This is a genomic window from Alkalilimnicola ehrlichii, from assembly GCF_003399765.1.
Lineage (GTDB): Bacteria > Pseudomonadota > Gammaproteobacteria > Nitrococcales > AK92 > AK92.
Map to the genome: position 1 here is coordinate 99,645 of NZ_NFZV01000001.1, position 19,520 is coordinate 119,164.

General features: G+C 58.5%; 18 protein-coding genes and 2 pseudogenes. 12 read left to right on the forward strand and 8 right to left on the reverse strand.

Going from position 1 to position 19,520, the window contains the following annotated elements:
* The first annotated feature begins 59 nt into the window (after nucleotides 1-59).
* A complete protein-coding gene (locus CAI21_RS00445) occupies nucleotides 60-668 on the forward strand; it encodes a hypothetical protein (protein WP_181919197.1) in 609 nt (202 codons plus the stop codon).
* A gap of 148 nt (nucleotides 669-816) precedes the next feature.
* Here the strand turns inward: CAI21_RS00445 and CAI21_RS00450 are convergent, their stop codons facing one another.
* The 3 genes from CAI21_RS00450 to CAI21_RS00460 all read right to left on the reverse strand — a co-directional run bounded on the left by CAI21_RS00450 (nucleotide 817) and on the right by CAI21_RS00460 (nucleotide 3,240).
* The gene (locus CAI21_RS00450) at nucleotides 817-2,112 is read right to left on the reverse strand and encodes a citrate synthase (protein ID WP_116300478.1); all 1,296 of its coding nucleotides are present in this window, start codon (nucleotides 2,110-2,112) and stop codon (nucleotides 817-819) included.
* A gap of 384 nt (nucleotides 2,113-2,496) precedes the next feature.
* Nucleotides 2,497-2,760, reverse strand: a complete 264-nt coding sequence (locus CAI21_RS00455; protein ID WP_116300479.1) for a type B 50S ribosomal protein L31 — start codon at nucleotides 2,758-2,760, stop codon at nucleotides 2,497-2,499.
* Nucleotides 2,761-2,862: 102 nt separating this feature from the next.
* Entirely contained in the window at nucleotides 2,863-3,240 is a 378-nt protein-coding gene (locus tag CAI21_RS00460; protein ID WP_116300480.1) for a DUF3135 domain-containing protein, read from the reverse strand.
* 367 nt (nucleotides 3,241-3,607) lie between these two features.
* On the opposite strand from CAI21_RS00460, the gene rimO reads away from it, so the two are divergent.
* Complete coding sequence (gene rimO / locus CAI21_RS00465; RefSeq protein WP_116300481.1) at nucleotides 3,608-4,933, forward strand: 30S ribosomal protein S12 methylthiotransferase RimO; 1,326 nt, start codon at nucleotides 3,608-3,610, stop codon at nucleotides 4,931-4,933.
* Nucleotides 4,934-4,984: 51 nt separating this feature from the next.
* On the opposite strand, the gene CAI21_RS00470 is transcribed toward rimO, so the two are convergent.
* The 4 genes and pseudogenes from CAI21_RS00470 to rph all read right to left on the reverse strand — a co-directional run bounded on the left by CAI21_RS00470 (nucleotide 4,985) and on the right by rph (nucleotide 8,060).
* Nucleotides 4,985-5,515: a retropepsin-like aspartic protease family protein gene (locus CAI21_RS00470; RefSeq protein ID WP_116300482.1), complete on the reverse strand. Its 531-nt coding sequence runs from the start codon at nucleotides 5,513-5,515 to the stop codon at nucleotides 4,985-4,987.
* Between the two features lie 63 nt (nucleotides 5,516-5,578).
* Nucleotides 5,579-6,733, reverse strand: a complete 1,155-nt coding sequence (gene hemW / locus CAI21_RS00475) for a radical SAM family heme chaperone HemW (RefSeq protein ID WP_116300483.1) — start codon at nucleotides 6,731-6,733, stop codon at nucleotides 5,579-5,581.
* Entirely contained in the window at nucleotides 6,730-7,332 is a 603-nt protein-coding gene (gene rdgB / locus CAI21_RS00480; protein ID WP_116300484.1) for an RdgB/HAM1 family non-canonical purine NTP pyrophosphatase, read from the reverse strand. Before rdgB ends, hemW begins: the two co-directional genes overlap by 4 nt.
* Nucleotides 7,333-7,338: 6 nt before the next feature.
* A pseudogene (gene rph, locus CAI21_RS00485) lies at nucleotides 7,339-8,060 on the reverse strand (ribonuclease PH).
* Nucleotides 8,061-8,221: 161 nt separating this feature from the next.
* On the opposite strand from rph, the gene CAI21_RS00490 reads away from it, so the two are divergent.
* The 8 genes from CAI21_RS00490 (at nucleotide 8,222) to ubiA (ending at nucleotide 16,513) form a co-directional block, all read left to right on the forward strand.
* Nucleotides 8,222-9,088, forward strand: a complete 867-nt coding sequence (locus tag CAI21_RS00490) for a YicC/YloC family endoribonuclease (protein ID WP_116300485.1) — start codon at nucleotides 8,222-8,224, stop codon at nucleotides 9,086-9,088.
* A gap of 26 nt (nucleotides 9,089-9,114) precedes the next feature.
* A complete protein-coding gene (gene gmk / locus CAI21_RS00495) occupies nucleotides 9,115-9,726 on the forward strand; it encodes a guanylate kinase (RefSeq protein WP_116300486.1) in 612 nt (203 codons plus the stop codon).
* A 135-nt stretch (nucleotides 9,727-9,861) separates the two neighbouring features.
* Nucleotides 9,862-10,140: a DNA-directed RNA polymerase subunit omega gene (gene rpoZ, locus CAI21_RS00500; RefSeq protein ID WP_116300487.1), complete on the forward strand. Its 279-nt coding sequence runs from the start codon at nucleotides 9,862-9,864 to the stop codon at nucleotides 10,138-10,140.
* 18 nt (nucleotides 10,141-10,158) lie between these two features.
* The gene (gene spoT, locus CAI21_RS00505; RefSeq protein WP_116300488.1) at nucleotides 10,159-12,327 is read left to right on the forward strand and encodes a bifunctional GTP diphosphokinase/guanosine-3',5'-bis pyrophosphate 3'-pyrophosphohydrolase; all 2,169 of its coding nucleotides are present in this window, start codon (nucleotides 10,159-10,161) and stop codon (nucleotides 12,325-12,327) included.
* Between the two features lie 105 nt (nucleotides 12,328-12,432).
* Nucleotides 12,433-12,819 (forward strand): RidA family protein, encoded by a 387-nt coding sequence (locus CAI21_RS00510; RefSeq protein ID WP_116300489.1) that lies wholly within the window; start codon nucleotides 12,433-12,435, stop codon nucleotides 12,817-12,819.
* 16 nt (nucleotides 12,820-12,835) lie between these two features.
* Nucleotides 12,836-14,914 carry an ATP-dependent DNA helicase RecG gene (recG, locus tag CAI21_RS00515; protein WP_116300490.1) on the forward strand — a complete coding sequence of 693 codons (2,079 nt, stop codon included), beginning with the start codon at nucleotides 12,836-12,838 and terminating at the stop codon, nucleotides 14,912-14,914.
* A gap of 95 nt (nucleotides 14,915-15,009) precedes the next feature.
* On the forward strand, nucleotides 15,010-15,576 hold the full coding sequence (locus tag CAI21_RS00520; protein WP_116300491.1) for a chorismate--pyruvate lyase family protein: 567 nt from the start codon (nucleotides 15,010-15,012) through the stop codon (nucleotides 15,574-15,576).
* A gap of 58 nt (nucleotides 15,577-15,634) precedes the next feature.
* Nucleotides 15,635-16,513 carry a 4-hydroxybenzoate octaprenyltransferase gene (ubiA, locus tag CAI21_RS00525; RefSeq protein WP_116300492.1) on the forward strand — a complete coding sequence of 293 codons (879 nt, stop codon included), beginning with the start codon at nucleotides 15,635-15,637 and terminating at the stop codon, nucleotides 16,511-16,513.
* Nucleotides 16,514-16,529: 16 nt separating this feature from the next.
* On the opposite strand, the gene CAI21_RS00530 is transcribed toward ubiA, so the two are convergent.
* Nucleotides 16,530-17,342 (reverse strand): ComF family protein, encoded by an 813-nt coding sequence (locus CAI21_RS00530; protein WP_309544929.1) that lies wholly within the window; start codon nucleotides 17,340-17,342, stop codon nucleotides 16,530-16,532.
* Between CAI21_RS00530 and bioB the strand changes: the two genes are divergently transcribed.
* On the forward strand, nucleotides 17,314-18,321 hold the full coding sequence (gene bioB / locus CAI21_RS00535) for a biotin synthase BioB (RefSeq protein WP_116300494.1): 1,008 nt from the start codon (nucleotides 17,314-17,316) through the stop codon (nucleotides 18,319-18,321). The genes CAI21_RS00530 and bioB overlap by 29 nt on opposite strands.
* Before the next feature lie 3 nt (nucleotides 18,322-18,324).
* Nucleotides 18,325-19,487: pseudogene (gene bioF / locus CAI21_RS00540) on the forward strand (8-amino-7-oxononanoate synthase).
* The last annotated feature ends 33 nt before the right edge of the window (nucleotides 19,488-19,520 follow it).

A 19,520-nucleotide genomic window follows, 5' to 3' on the forward strand; every position in this document is an offset into this window, starting at 1 on the left:
GCGGTCGGTTTGCCGACAGTGCCTGCGGGTATCTTCGGTTTCTCAGCGGGAGAGACAGGATGGCGAAAAAGGTGAACCCAAGGGATGAACGTATGCGCCAGCGGCTTACCCTGGAGGCGGCTAGAATTATGGCTGAGGAAGGGGTGAGCGATTACGCCTTTGCCAAACGTAAGGCCGCCGAGCGTATCGGTGCGCCGGATACGCGAAACCTCCCCGGCAACCGCGAGATTCAAGACGCGTTAGCGGACTATCAACGCCTGTTTCAAGCAGAAGACCAGCCTGCCAGAGTACGTTATTTGCGTGAGCAAGCGGTGGCGGCGATGGAGTTCTTCAGTCCCTTCCGGCCCCGTTTGGTTGGCTCGGTCTTGAACGGCACCGCGAGTCAGCACTCGGATGTTAATTTGCATGTATTTGCGGATACGCCCGAGGAAGTCGTGTTGTTTCTCATGGAGCACAACATTCCCTTCGAGACGGCTGAGCGGCGGCTACGGTTTGGCCGCGAGGATTACGTCATGGTGCCTGTGTTTCGGTTTGCGGCGGGCGACGTCATGGTCGATCTAACGGTATTCGAGCCGGAAGGCCTACGAGAAGCGCCGCGCAGCCGCGTCGATGGGCAGCCGATGCAGCGTGCTAATTTGCCTGCCGTACGGGAGTTGTTGAGCGCCTGAGAATGTATGCCGGGCTCTTTGCCTGAGTCGCGTGGCATTATTTTCCGTGCCCTATTAGCAGGAGTATGCTGCCTACTGGCCAAGCGCTGAATCAAAAAGCCCGGGTTTTGAAGGCCCGGGCTTTTTTTTTTCATGCGTCAACTGTCTTTTAACGCTTGTCGATGGAGACGTAGTCGCGCGTGGCGGCGCCAGTGTAGATCTGGCGCGGGCGGCCAATACGCTGCTCCGGATCGGCGCTCATTTCCATCCACTGTGCGATCCAGCCCGGGGTCCGGCCCAACGCGAACAGAACCGTGAAGAACTCGGTCGGAATGCCCAGCGCACGATAGATGATGCCCGAGTAGAAGTCGACGTTCGGGTACAGTTTCCGCTCGACGAAGTACTCGTCCTGCAGCGCAATTTCTTCCAGGCGCATGGCCAGTTCGAGCTGCGGATCGTTACTCATGCCCAGTTCGTTCAGAACTTCGTGGCAAGTCTTGCGGATGATGGTCGCTCGCGGATCGTAGTTCTTGTAGACCCGGTGGCCGAAGCCCATAAGACGGAAGGGATCTTCCTTGTCTTTGGCTTTGTCGATGAACTTCGGCACGTTGCTGACATCGCCGATCTCTTCCAGCATGTTCAGCACCGCTTCGTTGGCACCGCCATGGGCAGGCCCCCAAAGCGCGGCGCAACCGGAAGCGATAGCCGCAAACGGGTTGGTGCCGGTGGAGCCGGCCAGGCGCACGGTGGACGTGCTGGCGTTCTGTTCGTGGTCGGCGTGCAGAATCAGCAGCTGATCCAGTGCTTTTTCCGCAATCGGGTTAACTTCGTAATCTTCGTTCGGCCGCGAGAACAGCATGTTCAGGAAGTTCCCGGTGTAGCTGAGCGTGTTCTGCGGGTAAATGAAGGGCTCGCCGATCATGTGTTTGAAAGCGGCGGCGGAGATCGTCGGCATTTTGGCGATGATGCGGTGGGCGCAGATTTCGCGGCTGGCCGGGTCGTTAACGTCGATGCTTTCGTGATAGAACGCCGACAGCGAGCCAACGACTGCCGTGAGCATTGCCATCGGGTGAGCGTCGTAGTGGAAGCCATTGAAGAAGTTCTTCAGGCTTTCGTTCACCATGTTGTGGCGGGTGATCGAACTGGTGAATTCGCTTAGCTGATCGGCGGTGGGCAGCTCTCCGTAGAGCAGGAGGTAAGAGACTTCGAGGAAAGAGCTCTTTTCTGCCAGTTGATCGATCGGATAGCCGCGATAAAGCAGTATGCCTTCGTCGCCGTCGATAAAAGTAATGTCGCTACGGCAGCTTGCCGTGGAAGTGAAGCCTGGGTCGTAAGTAAAGTAGCCGAACTGGCTGTATAGGCTTTTGATGTCGACTACATCCGGCCCGTGGGTGCCGCTACGGATAGGGAAATCGACAGTCTTGCCCGAAGCGTTGTCGGTTACTGTGAGGGTCTTCTGCGACATGGAACGCTCTCCTAAACTTTAAACCGTGAACCCACGGTATGAAATGCCGAAAAGCGACCACGCTCGGCCGCTGCTGCCTGCAACGCCAGTCTCTTGACTGTAGGCCTCCTTACTTTTCCACGGGAGGCTCATGCGATAGGCAAATAAAGGCATTGCCCTGCCGGCGCCGGTTCGCGCGCTACATTCCTCGAAAAGCAGGTCATTAGGCCGCGCAGATAGTACCAATAAACCCCTATGGCGGGAAGCGGCTGCGAGAAAGGAATGTGAAATTGTTTCTATAACAGAGGTTTATGATGTGCCCAAGATGGGTGCAAGGACGGTTTTGGGGGGTGTTGCGAACAAAAAAGCGCCCGTAAAGGGCGCTTTTTAGGAGCTTGGGTAGGCTTATTTGCCGCGGCGAGCGGAGAGGCCGCCAAACTTCTTGTTGAACTGGTCGACACGACCGCCGCTGCTGAGAACCCGTTGTTTACCGGTGAAGAACGGGTGGCTCTTGCTGGAGACTTCCAGCTTCACCAGCGGGTACTCATTCCCGTCTTCCCACTTGATGGTGTCCTTGGTTTGCACGGTGGACCGGGTCAGGAACGCGAAATCGCTCGAGATGTCCTGGAACACCACCTCTCGATACTCGGGATGGATGTCTTTCTTCATGACTGACTGCACCTTAATGCTCAACGCCCGGAAGCACCGGGAGGCCGGAATCCGAAAAGGGGGTAAGGATAGACGCACTTGCGCTTCTGAGCAAGTGCGCGTTTAGTGTGCCCGCTCACTTTTCGTGCGCTCGGCAGCGCTTTTCTGGCTGAATTCGATGATTTGGGCGCTAGACGCGGGCGTGCTGTTGCCGTCGCGAGCGTCTTCCAGCGCTTTGAGCAAGCCGCGCTCGCCGAGTAGCGAGTCCCACATCATCGCCGAGATTCGTAAACAGGCGGCTAACGGGTTGGAGGCACAATCGCGGGTGCGGTCGATACGCCATTGTAGTCGACGTAGGCGGTCCTGACGGTCCGGCGGCGCGAGGCGAATAAATTGCTCTATATACTCCGCCCGGCGGGCTTCGAATTCGGCCGGATCGCGATTGGCCAGTTTCGCCCAGGCGTCGAAATCAAAATCGGGTTCTTGCGCGGTCCGTTGCATATAGCCTCCATTGCCCAAAGCCGGGTCGTCCTTAACAGGAAAGATAGCATAGGCTTAAGGAAATACTGAATAATTAACGTTGCCGAGTACCGTCTTGTGGCGCCTTTCATCCCCGCCGAGCGGGAGCAAATCTTGGTTTTGAATCCTTCAGAGAAAGCCGTTCCGCTGCTGTAAGCAATGAGGTCTGCCAGCTGCGCACAGGATCGCGCGAGTATCGTGCCGGCTGAGCCGTCCGCGGGTTGGTGGGCTTGCCTAACGCGTGAATAATTTGATCAATGTTTCCTTAACCCTGGCGACGAAGTTACGTATAGTGCCGCCATCTCGGTGTATAGGGTTGCCGACACCTCCTCACAAGATGTCGTGGGTCATGGACTATGGATACAGCGAAACAGCCAAAATCGGATTCGTCAGCTTAGGTTGCCCTAAAGCTTTAGTGGATTCGGAGCGCATTCTTACCCAGTTGCGAGCCGAGGGCTATCATCTGGTGCCGACCTACGACGATGCCGATTTGGTCGTGGTGAATACCTGCGGCTTCATCGACGCGGCCGTGGAAGAGTCCCTGGATGCCATCGGGGAGGCGGTTGCCGAGAACGGTAAGGTCGTCGTTACCGGTTGCTTGGGAGCGAAAGAGGATGTGATTCGGGAGAAACACCCGCAAGTTCTGAAGGTGACAGGCCCTCACGCGTACGAAGAGGTGGTCGGCGCCGTTCACGAGCATCTCCCGCCCCGGCACGATCCCTTCACCAGCTTAGTTCCGCCGCAAGGCGTTAAGCTTACCCCGCGCCACTACGCATATCTCAAAATATCGGAAGGCTGCAATCACCGTTGTACGTTTTGCATCATTCCGTCCATGCGTGGCGATCTGGTGAGTCGGCCTATCGGCGAAGTTTTGGACGAGGCTAAGCGGCTGGCGGATGCTGGAGTGAAAGAGCTCTTGGTGATTTCCCAGGATACCAGTGCCTACGGCGTGGATACGCGCTACCGTACCGGCTTTTGGCAGGGGCGCCCGGTGAAAACGCGCATGAAAGAGCTTTGCGAGGCCCTCTCCGCGCTTGGCATTTGGGTGCGGCTGCATTACGTCTACCCCTATCCGCATGTGGACGACATTATCCCGTTGATGGCCGAGGGCAAGCTGTTGCCCTACCTTGATGTGCCTTTGCAGCATGCCAGCCCGCGCATTCTGAAAGCGATGCGGCGTCCCGCATCCAGCGAAAATAACCTCAAACGGATTCGAGCGTGGCGTGAAATTTGTCCGGACTTGACCATCCGGTCGACGTTCATCGTCGGTTTTCCTGGGGAAACCGAAGAGGATTTCCAGGAGTTGTTGGATTTCCTCGAAGAGGCGCGCTTGGACCGGGTCGGCTGTTTCAAGTATTCCCCGGTTGAGGGGGCGGCGGCCAACGAGCTGGCCGATCCGGTGCCGGAGGCCGTTAAAGAGGAACGTCTGGCGCGCTTTATGGACGTTCAGGCTCGGATCAGTGCGGAGAAACTGGCGGAAAAAGTTGGTCGCACAGTCAAAGTGCTTGTCGACGAGGTGGATGCGGAGGGTGCAATCGCCCGTAGTAGCGCTGACGCGCCGGAAATCGACGGCAGCGTCTACGTTGTCGACGGCCAGAATCTAACCGTCGGCGACCGGGCTGAGGTGCTTATTGAACACGCCGATGAGCACGATCTTTGGGGGCGTCGAGTTTAAGAAGTCGGTCGGCCGTTAGCAGGTTGCCGAAAATGATTCTTCGGTAACCTGTTAGTACTGGCGAAGGGTTAAGCGATCGCCCCGTTGGGTGAATTCCAGGTGCTTGAGAAAGCTCATGCCCAGGAGGATCTCGTCGGCGTCCATGTGGGGGTTGATGGATGCACGAACGTCTTCTAGCGCTATAGGGCCAAGTTCGACCTGTTCGAGTTGCGTGCGGTAGCCGGTGATGATGCCGGCTGCCGTGCGGTACTGTTGCGGGGCGCCCCTCTCCAGCCCAAGCCGCTCGGCGATCCGCCCAGGAATGGAAATATCGCTCGCGCCGGTGTCGAGCATGAAGGTGACTGCTTCGCCGTTGATTCTTCCCGTCGCGATATAGTGGCCGTAACGGTTGCGTTGTAACGTCACTTCTCGGGTGCCGTCGACCAAGGTCTCGCCGCCGGGGTTGCGATTAGGGTTTTGCTGTCCTTCCAGCCAGTAATTAAAGCCGCCCGTGAGTAATAACAGCACCAGGATCCACATGGCGATGAACATCATCGTGCCGGCGCGTTTGGCATTCGACTGCGGGGTTTGTTGGTGATTCATGAACGGGCCCTCCGCTCGTTATAGTACCCGATTAAAGGGGATGGGCGCGCGGCGCATGCATGCTCAGGCGTTTGCCGATAGAAACAATTCGAGTGTTTCGTTGAGGTACAAGCTGCCGACTTCGGTAGGGCGTACGATGTCGGCGACTCGTTCGAGTAGGCCTCGGTCGATGGCTGCTGTCGCGGGGGCTTGAAAATGCCGCTCCCAATCAAGGCCGGTGCGGGCTTCGCAAAACGGTATGGCGAAACCCTCGCGTAAACGCAGCGCGTTCATCATAAATTCCAGCACAATGTCTTTTTCCGACAGGCGTTTTTCACCTTGCAAGACAGAGGCTTGGCCGGCGTGTTGTTGGTAATCGCGCGGGTGTTTGACTTTCCAGTACCGATGGATGCCGTCGGCGTTGCTGATTTTGCCATGTGCGCCGGCGCCGATGGCCAAATAATCGCCAAATAACCAATAGTTGAGGTTATGTCGACAGTATCGTCCTGCTTGGGCATACGCGGAAACTTCATACTGCGTATAACCATGCTGGGCTAACAGGGCTTGACCGGCTACGTGCATGTCATACACCGCGTCCTCGTCCGGCAGTATCGGCGGTCGGGCGTGGAATAAGGTGTTGGGTTCTAGCGTTAGTTGGTAGTAGCTGATATGAGCCGGCGCGAGCTCGATAGCCTGGCGAAGGTCCGCTTGAGCCGCGGCAAGGTCCTGCTCCGGCAGGCCGAACATCAGATCTAAATTGAAGTTGTCGAAGCCTGCTCCGCGGGCAGCTTCCGCTGCGCGCAGGGCTTCCTCTGCGCCGTGGATTCGGCCTAGTCGTTGCAGTTGCTCTGTACCAAAGCTTTGGATGCCGATCGATAACCGATTGACGCCGGCCTCGCGAAAGCCCTCGAACCGGGCCTGCTCAACCGTACCCGGATTAGCTTCCAGGGTGATCTCGGCATCGGCTGCGAGGTTGAGGCGCTCTCGTGTCTCCGTCAGTAAGCGAGCAATGGCTGTCGGCGGAAACAGGCTCGGTGTGCCGCCGCCGAAGAAAATGCTGCTAACCGGTCGCGAGCCGGCCCGCACCGCTTCGCTGTCTAGATCCTTTAGCAAGGCGTCGACATAGGCGTCTGCGGGCAGGTCTCGTTTCAGCGCGTGCGAGTTAAAGTCGCAATAAGGGCATTTCTGGACGCACCACGGTAGGTGGACGTATAGCGCGAGCGGCGGTGGCGGATTCATCGCCCCAGAACCTGCTCCAATTGCGCCAATAGCTGGCGTACGGCCTGGCCTCGGTGGCTAAGGCGATTCTTGCTGACCGGGTCGAGTTCGGCTGCGCTGAGGTGTTCCTCCGGAACGAAGAACAGCGGGTCGTAGCCGAAGCCGTTGCTGCCCCGAGGGGCTGTCAGCACGCGCCCCGGCCATTGGCCGTGGCTGATGATCGGAATGGGGTCTTCGGCGTGCCGCAGATAGACGACAACCGCATGAAACTGCGCGCCGCGCTCGGTTTGCGGAACGTCGGCGAGGTTTTTTAGCAGTAGCGCGTTGTTTTCTTCGTCGCTGGCGTTTTGGCCGGCATAGCGCGCGGAGTAAATGCCCGGTGCGCCGCCCAAAGCGTCCACCGCTAGGCCGGAGTCGTCGGCGATTGCCGGTAGCCCTGTGGCGCGGCTGGCATGTCGTGCCTTGATGAGGGCATTCTCGACAAAGGTCAGCCCGGTTTCCTCGGCGGCACTTACGCCGTAATGGGATTGCGGTTTCAGGTCTATCGGTAAACCTTCAAGCAAGGCGGCGAGTTCCGCCACCTTGCCTTGGTTGTTGCTGGCAAATACGGTTTCTTGCATGGGCTGTTAAAGCTCTTCCGCGAGTGCTGCTTTCTGGATCGCGATCAGCTCGGCTATTCCATTGGAGGCCAGTTCCGTCATACGGTTCAATTCGTCCTGGCGAAAGGCATGGCCTTCGGCAGTGCCTTGCAGTTCGATGAAGGCACCGGCGTCGTTCATGACGACGTTCATATCGGTTTCCGCCTCCGAGTCCTCGGCATAATCCAAGTCCAGTACCGGCGTGCCACGGTAAATGCCTACCGAGACGGCCGCTACCTGGCCGAACAGCGGTTGCTTACGCAGTAACTTGTTGCGGCGTAAATGGGCAATGGCGTCGGCCAAGGCTACATAGGCGCCGGTGATGGCCGCGGTACGGGTGCCGCCGTCGGCTTGAATGACATCGCAATCGAGTACGATTTACGCTCGCCGAGCGCTTCCAGGTTGACGGCGGCGCGCAAGGCACGGCCGATCAGGCGCTGGATTTCCTGGGTACGGCCCTGCTGTTTGCCGCGGGCGGCTTCGCGGTCGCTGCGGGTGTGGGTGGCGCGCGGCAGCATGCCGTATTCGGCCGTTACCCAGCCGCGGCCACTGTTCCGCATCCAGGGTGGAACTCGGTCTTCAACGCTCGCATTGCATAATACATGGGTGTCGCCAAACTCGATCAGGATGGAGCCTTCGGCGTGCTTAGTATAACCGCGAGTGATACGGATCGGTCTCAATTCGTCGGGGCGACGACCACTTGGGCGCATTGCCTACCTCATAGCTGGGTGGGAGAAGCGGGCAAGCCTAGCATAACGGGCATGGCCGGGGGGATACGATATCAGGCCCGGCTGGTTTTTCCCGCTTCAAGAATGCGTAAGATCTCGGCTTTATCACCGGGGCGTCGACCGGCCGCAAAGAGGAAATCGCCATGATTCGGAGCATGACTGCGTTCGAGCGTCAGGAATACCAGGGCGAATGGGGAAAACTGACTTGGGAGCTGCGCTCCGTCAACCATCGCTATCTCGATATTTATCCGCGTTTGCCGGAAGAGTTGCGGCACCTGGAGCCGGCCTTGCGCGAGCGGTTATCGGCTCGTTTGTCCCGGGGTAAGGTGGAATGCAATTTGCGTTTCCGCCCGGTCGCGGGGGTGAGTGCCGATGTCGAGCTGAATTGGCCGTACGTCGAAAAATTGCTGTCGGCCTCGAATGCGCTGGGCGAACGTATCGGAGGTGCGACCCCGATCAACCCTCTTGAGCTGATGCGTATGCCCGGCGTTATGAAAGATGTCGAGCAGGATATGGAGCCGATCAGCAAAGCAGCGCTTGCGTTATTGGAGAAAACATTAGACGGTTTCGTTGCCGGCCGCGAAAGAGAAGGGGTCCGCTTGGCCGAGATCGTGCGCGATAGGGCGCACAAAGTGGCTGAACTGGTGGCGAAAGTGCGCGAGCGGCGACCGCAGGTCAATGCTTATGTGCGCGAAAAGCTCATGGCGCGAATTCAGGACATGGAAGCGACGGCCGATCCCGGGCGGATCGAGCAGGAGTTGGTGATTGTCGCTCAGCGGTTGGATGTCGACGAAGAGTTGGAGCGTCTGGCGACCCACGTGACGGAAGTCGAAAGAGTGTTGACCAAGCGGGAGCCGGTTGGTCGGCGGTTGGATTTCTTGATGCAGGAGCTGAATCGCGAAGCGAATACGCTAACCTCTAAGGCGGCGGATACCGAGACCACCAACGCCGCGGTTGAAATGAAAGTGCTCATCGAGCAGATGCGCGAACAGATCCAGAACATCGAATAGCAAACGAATACGTCGGGTACCCCTTAATGACGGGCACACTTTATATCATCTCCGCCCCATCCGGAGCAGGCAAAACTAGCCTTGTGTCGGCGTTGGTCGAGGCCTGGCCGAACCTTGCCGTTTCGGTCTCCCATACCACCCGATCGCGGCGGCCGGGGGAAGTCGATGGGGAGCATTATCATTTCGTCGATGTCGAGCGCTTTCAACGTATGGTTGCGGAGGCTGCCTTCCTTGAGCATGCGAGTGTGTTCGGCAATTATTACGGTACGTCGCAGCCGGCGGTAGAGGCGCGTTTGTCGCAGGACGTCGATGTGATATTGGAGATCGATTGGCAAGGCGCTCGGCAAGTAAGAGCGGCGATGCCCGACAGCGTTTCTATCTTTATCCTACCGCCTTCGCGCAACGAGCTGGAAGCCCGGTTGCGAGCGCGTGGGCAGGATAGCGACGAGGTTATTGCCTCCCGAATGCGGGAAGCGGTCAGCGAAATGTCCCACTACGGCGAGTACGATTATCTGGTCGTGAACGATCGTTTCGACCAGGCCCTGGCCGATCTTTCTGCAATTGTTCGCGCTCGCCGCTTGCGCTGCGCCGCACAATCCCAAAGAATGAAGGATGTGTTGAGGGATATTCTCGCGTAGCTTAGGGGTGTCGTGTGTCGTCGTCGCCTAAGCGCCACGGCGCTGCAAGTGCGGGCTTCCCAGCAAGCGTGCATAGGCGCTAGAATTGAACCCTTGACGTTAGAATTTGCTTGTATACCTTGACGGAGGCGAGATATGGCGCGAGTGACCGTGGAAGATTGTTTGGACAACGTCGATAATCGTTTCGAGTTGGTCCTGGTCGCCTCCAAGCGGGCCCGGCAGGTCGCTAACGGTTCGCAGCCGTTCGTGGAGCTTGAGAACGACAAGCCGACCGTAGTGGCCTTGCGGGAAATCGCCGAGGGCTACGTCACGCGGAAAATTCTCAAGGCGGACGAGAATCAGGCAGCACTTGCCGGAGCGGCTGAAACGGCTGAGGGCGGGGATGCCCCCGGCGCCGATCAGCCGCAGGCTTAAGCGGGCAGCAGAGGGCGTATGGGGCGTAGTGACCCCTTAGTTCCAGAGGAAGTCGGCAGCGACGACCCCGCGCGCAAGGCTAGCGATCTATGCTCGTTGCTGGATCACTACCTGGAGCCGAAGCAGGTACGGCTTGTTTACGAAGCGTACCGCTTCGGTGCGGAAGCGCATGCGGGGCAGCGCCGCTTATCCGGCGAGCCTTATATTACCCATCCGTTAGCGGTAGCTAAGATTTTGGCGGAAATGCGGCTCGACTATCAAAGTATAGTGGCCGCCATCCTGCACGATGTCATCGAAGATACCCCTACCGCGAAAGACCACGTTGCGTCCGCCTTCGGGGAAGACGTCGCCGAATTAGTCGACGGTGTCAGTAAACTCACCCAAATCGACTTCAAGAGCAAGGCCGAAGCCCAAGCCGAGAACTTCCGCAAGATGGTCCTGGCGATGTCGCGGGATATTCGCGTCATTTTAATTAAGCTCGCCGACCGTCTGCATAACATGCGCACGATTTGGGTGATGCCGCCTCACAAGCGGCATCGAATCGCGCGCGAAACGCTCGAAATCTATGCTCCCATCGCCCAGCGGCTCGGCATCAACACCTTGCGGATCGAACTAGAAGATCTCGGCTTTGCCGCGCTCTACCCGATGCGCTATCGCGTGCTGAAGGAGAAGATGCGCCGCCAGCGAGGGCATCGCAGCGAGATCATCGATCAAGTCACCGATACCATTAGTATTCGCTTAGGCGAGGCCGGCATCGATGCCCGGGTGGTGGGGCGCGAGAAGCATCTTTGGAGCATTTACCAGAAGATGCGCGATAAAAACCATAACTTCAAAGATATTTTCGATGTTTATGGTTTTCGCATTATCGTTGATAACGTCGATACCTGTTATCGCGTTCTCGGCGTGCTGCACAGTCTGTACAAGCCTAAACCGGGCCGCATCAAAGACTATATCGCTATTCCTAAAGTAAACGGTTACCAATCGCTGCACACGAGTTTGGTCGGTCCTCGGCGGATGCGAATTGAAGCGCAGGTGCGTACCGAGGAAATGCACCGGGTTGCCGAGGCAGGTATTGCCGCGCATTGGCTGTACAAAGAAAGCGATACGGCCAGCAATACGGCCCAAGCCCGCGCCCGCGAGTGGGTGAAAGGGCTGCTGGAAATGCAGCGTAATGCCGGTAATTCGCTGGAGTTTATCGAAAACGTCAAGATCGACCTCCAGCCCGATGAGATCTACGTCTTTACGCCTAAGGGCGGGATTTTGGAATTGCCGCGTGGGGCTACGGTTATCGATTTTGCCTACGCTGTGCACTCCGATATCGGCGACGGCTGTATTGCCGCCATGATCGACCACCGCTTGGCGCCACTGCGCACTCCGTTGCAGACCGGCCAAACGGTGGAAATCATTACCGCGCCGGGTGCTCGCCCGAATCCGGCTTGGCTCGATTTCGTGGTGACGGCAAAAGCGCGCACTGCCATTCGGCATTCGTTGAAGCGCTTACGCGGAGAAGCCGCCGCCGCGTTGGGTCAGCGTCTTGTGGACCAAGCCCTGGCGTCGTTATCGCAAAGCTTGAGCGATCTTTCTCAGAGTCAAGTCGACAACGCGCTGGATGCGTTTGGCGTAGAGAGTCTGGAAGCGCTGTTCGAGACGGTAGGCCTTGGCCAGCAAATGCCATGGCTAGTGGCCCAACGCTTGTCGGGTATCGCGCCGGAAGCCGTGCGGGAGGGGGTTCAGCCGGGTAGCCAGAGGCTTTACATCAAGGGCACCGAAGGCGCTGTCGTTACCTTCGCCCGATGTTGCCGCCCAATTCCGGGCGATCCGGTGGTTGGTTTTGCCAGTGCCGGCCGTGGGGTGGTGATTCATCATCGCGACTGTCGCAACGTCAAAGAGTACCGCAATCACCCCGAAAAATGGGTCGATGTGCAATGGGAGCCGGCAGTCGAAGGCGATTTCCCGGTACTGGTTGCCATTGACGTGGTGAACCGGCGCGGTGTGCTGGCCGAGCTGGCGGCGAACATTTCCGAAATGGAGTCGAATATCGAAAGCGTCGCTGTCGACGAGAAAGACGGTATGGTCACGACCATCCGCTTCGTGCTTAGCGTTCGCGATCGCGTTCATCTGGCGCATGTCCTGCGCCGACTGCGTTTGCTCAGTAGCGTTACCCGGATTACCCGCCGAAAAGGTTGAGTCGGCCTTTGTTTTTTCTTACAAGCTTCCGTCTATCCCGTAAGCTTCGTCTATCTGCAATAATGGCCCGTGTTTTACGGATTGGCTATTGCAGGAGAGTATTCGATGAGCCGCGAGATTATCCAGACGGAACGCGCCCCGCAGGCAATTGGCACCTATTCGCAGGCCGTTAAGGTCGGCGATACCGTTTATCTCTCCGGGCAGATCCCGCTGGTGCCGGAAACCATGGAGTTGGTGACGGGCGATATGGCGGCACAGATTCGCCGCGTATTCGACAATCTAGCGGCAGTGTGCGAGGCCGCAGGCGGACAGTTAACGGATATTGTAAAGCTGAACATCTTCCTGACCGATCTCGGCCACTTCGCGCTGGTTAACGAGATCATGGCCGAGTATCTGCAGCAGCCCTACCCGGCTCGCGCCGCAATCGGTGTGGCCAGTTTGCCGAAAGGGGCGCAGGTCGAGATGGACGGTGTGATGGTGCTGGGCAGTTAAGCCGGGTGTCTTGGGTATGGCGGTAGCCTGCACATTAAAGCCGGTGACGGAGCTGAGAGGCGTTGGGCCGCGGCTTGCCGAGCGCTTGGCAAAGCTTGGAATCAGTCAAGTTCGCGATTTGTTGTTTCATTTGCCTCTGCGGTATGAGGATCGAAGCACACGCGTACCGATCGGGCGCCTGCGGGCAGGTGAGCACGTGCTTATCGAGGGCGTTGTCGAACTCTGCGAGGTTGCGCCGGGTCGGCGGCGTCGGTTGCTCTGTCGTGTCAGCGATGGCACCGGCAGCTTGACGCTGGTTTTCTTCCATTTCTATCCCAAGCTACAGGCCGATTTAGCACGTGGCACGACCATTCAGTGCTTTGGCGAAGTGCGCGATGGTCCGGGTATGCCGCAGATGATTCACCCGGAGTATCGCCATGCCGATGCGAACGACGAGGCGTGGGAGAGCGAGGGGCTGACGCCGATTTACCCCAGCACGCAAGGTTTGCAGCAAAACAGCCTGCGACGCCTGGTTAAAGATGCCTTGCTTTACGCGGAAACTGAGCAAGGGCTGCCCGATCTGTTGGCCGGGTTGGGGCTGGAACTGCCGGGGCTGTATGAATCGCTCAGCTATTTACATTGCCCGCCGACCGATGCGCCGCGCGATTTGTTGGAGAACGGCTCCCATCCGTGCCGCCACCGCCTGGCATTGGAAGAGCTGGTCGCGCATCACCTTACCTTGCGACGGCTGCGTGCGAGCATGCAGCAGTTAGTGGTCGCTCCGGCTTTGCCGCCTGCCGATCGCCTAAAGAAGCCTTTTCTCTCTCAGTTGCCGTTCCAGTTGACGCAGGCGCAGGCACGTGTGGTTGCCGAAGTGGAGGCGGATCTGGCGACCGAGCAGGCGATGTTGCGTCTGGTGCAAGGCGACGTCGGTTCCGGTAAGACGGTTGTTGCAGCTCTGGCAATACTCGGTGCGGTCGAGGCCGGTTGGCAGGCAGTGGTCATGGCGCCGACGGAGCTTTTGGCCGAGCAGCACATGCGAAATTTTGCGGCTTGGCTGGAACCGTTAGGGGTCGAGATGGCGTGGTTGTCAGGGCGGCTGAGCGGCCGATCACGGCAAGCGCAGTTACAGGCAGTAGCCGACGGTCGTGCGCAGGTGGTGGTCGGCACGCATGCGTTGTTTCAGGAAACGGTCAGTTTCGCCCGGCTCGGCTTGGTTGTGATTGACGAGCAGCACCGCTTCGGCGTGCATCAGCGGCTGGCATTGAGGGAAAAAGGGCGCGAGGCGGGCGTGCAGCCACACCAATTGATCATGACGGCCACGCCCATTCCGCGTACGTTGGCAATGACTGCGTATGCTGACCTGGATGTGTCGGTGATTGACGAGTTGCCGCCCGGGCGCACGCCAGTGCGAACGGTCGCAGTGGCCTCCAGTCGGAGGCCGGAAGTCGTTGAGCGGGTACGCGCAGCGTGTGCCGAGGGGCGGCAGGCCTATTGGGTTTGCACGTTGGTGGAAGAGTCGGAAGTGTTACAGGCCGAAGCGGCGGAGGTTGCGGCGGAGAATCTGGCCGAGGCCTTGCCGGAGTTACGGGTGGGGTTGGTGCATGGCCGTCAGAAAAGTGCCGAGAAAGAAGCGGTGATGGCCGCGTTCAAGCGCCATGAGCTCGATTTGCTAGTGGCAACTACGGTGATTGAGGTCGGTGTCGATGTGCCCAACGCGAGCCTCATGATTATCGAGAATGCCGAACGGCTAGGGTTATCTCAGCTGCATCAGTTGCGCGGCCGAGTCGGGCGTGGCGCGGCGGCCAGCAGTTGCGTTTTGATGTATCAAGGCCCGCTGTCGCGGACGGCTAAGGAGCGTTTAGCGGTGATGCGGGAGACGACCGACGGTTTTGAGGTCGCGCGGCGCGATCTTGAGATCCGCGGCCCCGGCGAGTTTCTGGGAACCCGGCAGACCGGCGCTTTGCAGTACCGTGTCGCCGACCTGGAGCGAGATGCAGGATTGCTGCCGACAGTGCATAGAATCGGCGATCGTTTGCTGGCGGAATATCCTGAGCGGGTCGACGCTTTAGTGCGGCGCTGGGTGGGGGATGCGGAGCGCTACGGGCAGGTATAGGAACGCTGCGGCAATGGTTTCTCAACAAGCTGCCGACCATGACATAATAGCGCGCTTTCGACGCTTGGCAGAGGCCGCAGCAGGTGGGGTTTGAAATGAGCAAATGGCGGCCGCAGAAAGATCCGCTACGCCAGTGCGTTCCACGGCGATTGCGACCTTGGCTGGAAGATACGGCGTCGCTGACCGCGCGCATTCAGAGACATAGCGGTGGGCGCTTGCGGGTGCGAATCCTCAGCGAATGCTGGTCGCTGCCCGCTGCCGAAGAGGCTCTGGCGCTCGGGCAGCCGGTAGGGCGATACGCATGGATGCGAGAAGTGCTCTTGATGTGCGATTCGACGCCTTGGGTGTACGCACGAACGGCAGTGCCCTTGGAGAGCCTGCGCGGGCGTTATAAACCTTTATTGAGATTGGGCGCACGCCCTTTAGGGAGCGTGCTATTTGGCCGTTTCCCCGTGCAGCGTACGCCCTTGCTCATCCGACGACTCGACGAGCGCGATCCGCTGTTGCCGGTAGTGCAGCGGCATGTCGCGGTTTCCAGCGGACTGTGGGCGCGTCGCTCTATGCTCAGTTTCGACAGTTGTCGTTTGCTGGTGACGGAAGTGTTTTTGCCCGAATTAGTGGACGGCTTACGGGATAAACGAGCGATGTCTTTCGCGCTGTGAGTTTCGCCGCGAAAGCAACGGAGATGTCTAAGACTTCCTTAAGCCATAAGGAGGGGGGATGAAGCCGAGTTTGGCGACGGTTGCAGACCGTCTATGGCAGTATGCGCTGCTGGCGCGCTTGGATCGGCCGGTCGGCAATTTCCTATTGCTTTGGCCGATGCTATGGGCCTTATGGATTGCCGCGGAAGGGTTTCCGCAGCCGCTCGTTTTGGGCGTCTTTGTGCTGGGTGTGTTGGTGATGCGTGCGGCCGGTTGCGTGATCAACGATTATGCCGACCGTAATATCGACTTGCATGTTAAACGGACTAAAGAGCGACCGTTGACGGCGGGTCGGATTACCAGCAAAGAGGCGTTGATCGTATTCGCGCTGTTGGGATTGACGGCCTTCGGTTTAGTGTTGCTCATGAACACGTTGACGATTCAGCTCGCCTTCGTCGGTATCGTGCTCGCAGCGACCTACCCTTTTATGAAGCGCTATACCTATCTACCCCAAGTTCATCTGGGGGCTGCCTTCGGCTGGGCGGTGCCGATGGCATTCGCCGCGCAAACGGGTACCGTGCCGCAGATTGCATGGTTAGTGTTCTTGGCCGCGGTAATTTGGGCCACGATCTACGACACGCAATATGCGATGGTCGATCGCGACGACGATCTGAAAATTGGCGTTAAGTCGACGGCTATCCTGTTTGGCGAGCATGACCGTCTTATCATCGGCCTTTTGCAGCTGCTTATGTTGGCTTGTCTGGTGCTGATCGGGGTGCAGGCGGGCATGAGCGCGGTTTACTATTGGTCTGTAGCGCTTGGCGGCTTGTTTTTTGTCTATCAGCAATATCTTATTTATAGCCGGGAGCGCGATAATTGTTTTCGGGCTTTTCTGAATAATATGTGGTTTGGTGGCGCCATTTTTGTCGGGGTTCTTCTGCATTACGGCTATCATTAGTGGGGAGTATCCTGCTTTACTTGAACGCCCTTGCGACCACCCATATCTCTACCTGCTCCGCTCCGGCGCGTTTTAGAAGCTTGGCAATTTCGTTGACGGTGCAGCCGGTAGTCATGACATCGTCGAGCACGGCCACCCGGGGCGGTACGTTGGCTTTCTTTAGCCGAAAGGCGCCCCGGACATTGCCGCGACGTGCTTTCGCGGGCAGCTCACTCTGAATCTGCGTATGTCTGCTGCGTTCGATGAGGTCGGTCCGTAAAGAGGCCGGAATATACTTGCGTACCTGTTTAGCCAGTTCCGTGGCTTGGTTGTAGCCCCGTTCGCGCAGCCGGGTTTTGTGTAATGGGACTGGAACGATCGCATCGGCTTGGCGGTTGCCTGTCTTCGCTAATGTCCTTCCCATGAGTTCGCCCAAGAGCCTGGCGGCGGCTAAGCTTGCGTCGAACTTGAGCGCTTTAATTAGCTTGTCTAGTGGATAGTCGTAGGCAAAGGCAGCGTATACGGCATCGTAGTCGGGCGGCTGGCGGAGGCAGCGACCACAGATGACGTCATCGCCGGTTGCTAAAGGCATGCCGCATTGCCGGCAGCCTGCGTCGGCCTTCGGCAGCGACGAGTCGCATTCCTTGCAGATATCCAAGCCGCGATGGCCGGGCGCGCCACAGAGCCTGCAATAGGGGGGAAACACATACCGATGAGCAAAATTTAAACACCTGTAAACCATTTTATTCCCTTTTTGGTTGACAGGGCAGCCCCCCGCGCTACCATCCTTGTTCTTCAGATTGCCTAAGCTTAGCCGGGAGATGTCCATGCAGCCACAAGAAGCGATCATCCGCCACGATTGGCGTCAGGATGAAGTCGAGGCTTTATTCGAGCGCCCTTTCTTCGACTTGATCTGGGAGGCGCAGAACGTCCACAGGCGCTATTTCGATCCGAATGAAGTGCAGGTCAGTACGCTTCTGAGCATCAAAACCGGCGCTTGTCCGGAAGACTGTAAATATTGCCCGCAAAGCGTGCGTTACGACACCGGCTTGGAACGGGAGAGCCTGATGGATACCGCGGCTGTTGTCGAGGCTGCGCGGCGGGCCAAAGACGCCGGCGCTACGCGCTTTTGCATGGGCGCCGCATGGCGCAGTCCAAAGGGTAAAGACCTAGAAAAGGTTACGACGATGGTGCGGGAGGTCAAGGCCATGGGGCTGGAAACCTGTGCCACCCTGGGTATGCTCAACGACGAGCAGACCGAGGCGCTAAAGGCCGCCGGGCTCGACTATTACAACCATAATTTAGACACCTCGGAAGAGTTCTACGGCGACATTATTACCACCCGTAGCTATCAAGACCGTTTGGACACCCTGGAGCGGGTTCGCCGGAGCGGAATGAATGTTTGCTGCGGCGGCATTGTCGGTATGGGAGAGCAACGCTCCGATCGAGCCTCGATGCTGCGCACGCTAGCGAATCTGCCCGAGCATCCGCAGAGCGTTCCCATTAATCAGCTGGTCGCTGTTGAAGGTACGCCGCTTGCCGATGCCGAAGCACCCGATCCATTTGAGTTCATCCGTACGATCGCTGCTGCACGCATTATGATGCCGCGTTCTTATGTGCGTCTGTCGGCCGGTCGTACCGAGATGAACGAACAGCAGCAGGCCCTGTGTTTTCTGGCGGGCGCGAACAGTATTTTCTACGGCGATAAACTGTTGACGACCGGGAATCCGGAAGCCGATCGGGATCGGGCGCTATTCGAGCGGCTTGGGCTGCGGTTTCAAAAAGTCGCCACGGACGATTGCGAGCAAGCCCAAGCTTGCGGCCACTAAGCGATGTGGGACCCGAGCGAAGAGCTAGCCGCGTTGCGGGCTGCCGATTTGTATCGGCAGCCGCGGCGTATCGACGTCGCAGGTCCGACAGAAGCCTGGGTGGACGGGCGGCGGTGTACGGTTTTCTGTAGCAACGACTATCTCGGCTTGGCACAACATCCGAGCGTTGTCGAGGCGTTTACCGCGGCGGCGCAGCGCGACGGGGTCGGCAGCGGGGCCGCTCACTTAATCACCGGCCACCGCCGGGAGCATGAAGCTTTAGAAGAGGAACTGGCGGAATTCCTCGGTCGCGACCGGGTGCTTCTTTTCTCCACCGGCTATATGGCCAACATGGGCGTCATCGATGCTTTGGCGAGCAGCGGCGACGGCGTGTTTCAGGATCGTCTTAACCATGCCTCGCTGCTTGACGGAGCAAGGCTGTCCGGTGCCAAGCGAATCCGCTATCGCCATGCCGATGCGGAGCATCTTCGGATGCGGCTGGGTGCGGAAGCGGTTGCCCGCCGTTTGGTGGTTACCGATGGCGTTTTCAGTATGGATGGCGATTTAGCGCCTTTGCCTGCCATCAGCCAATTGGCTGCCGAACATGATGCGACGCTGATCGTTGACGACGCGCATGGAATCGGGGTCATCGGCAAGCAAGGCCGAGGGGTGTTGGAGTACTACGGGCTAGCGCAACAACAGGTGCCGCTTCTGATCGGCACGCTCGGCAAAGGCTTGGGTACCTTCGGGGCGTTTGTGGCCGGCCCAGCCCCCGTTGTTGAGTATCTGGTGCAGAAGGCGCGTACCTTTATGTTCACCACCGCCCAGCCCCCGCCGTGGCGGCGGCCACCCGTGCAAGCTTGCAACTTGTGCGAACGGAATCCTGGCGGCGCGACAAGCTACAGACCTTGATCGCGCGTTTTCGTCGCGGCGCCGAACAGCTCGGGTTGCCGTTAATGGCGTCGCAGACTCCCATCCAACCGTTATTGGTGGGAGAAGCGCAGCGGGCGCTTCGGCTGGGCGAACAGCTAATGGCGGCCGGAATGCTGGTGACGCCCATTCGGCCGCCGACGGTGCCGCCGGGTAGTGCGCGTTTACGGATTACCTTCTCTGCTGAGCATAGCGAGGAGCAGGTGGACCGTCTATTGGACGCCTTCGAGCGGCTTAAGCTTGCGGACTCTGCATGAGAAGCTATCCAACGTTAGGCCGTGGACCAGATC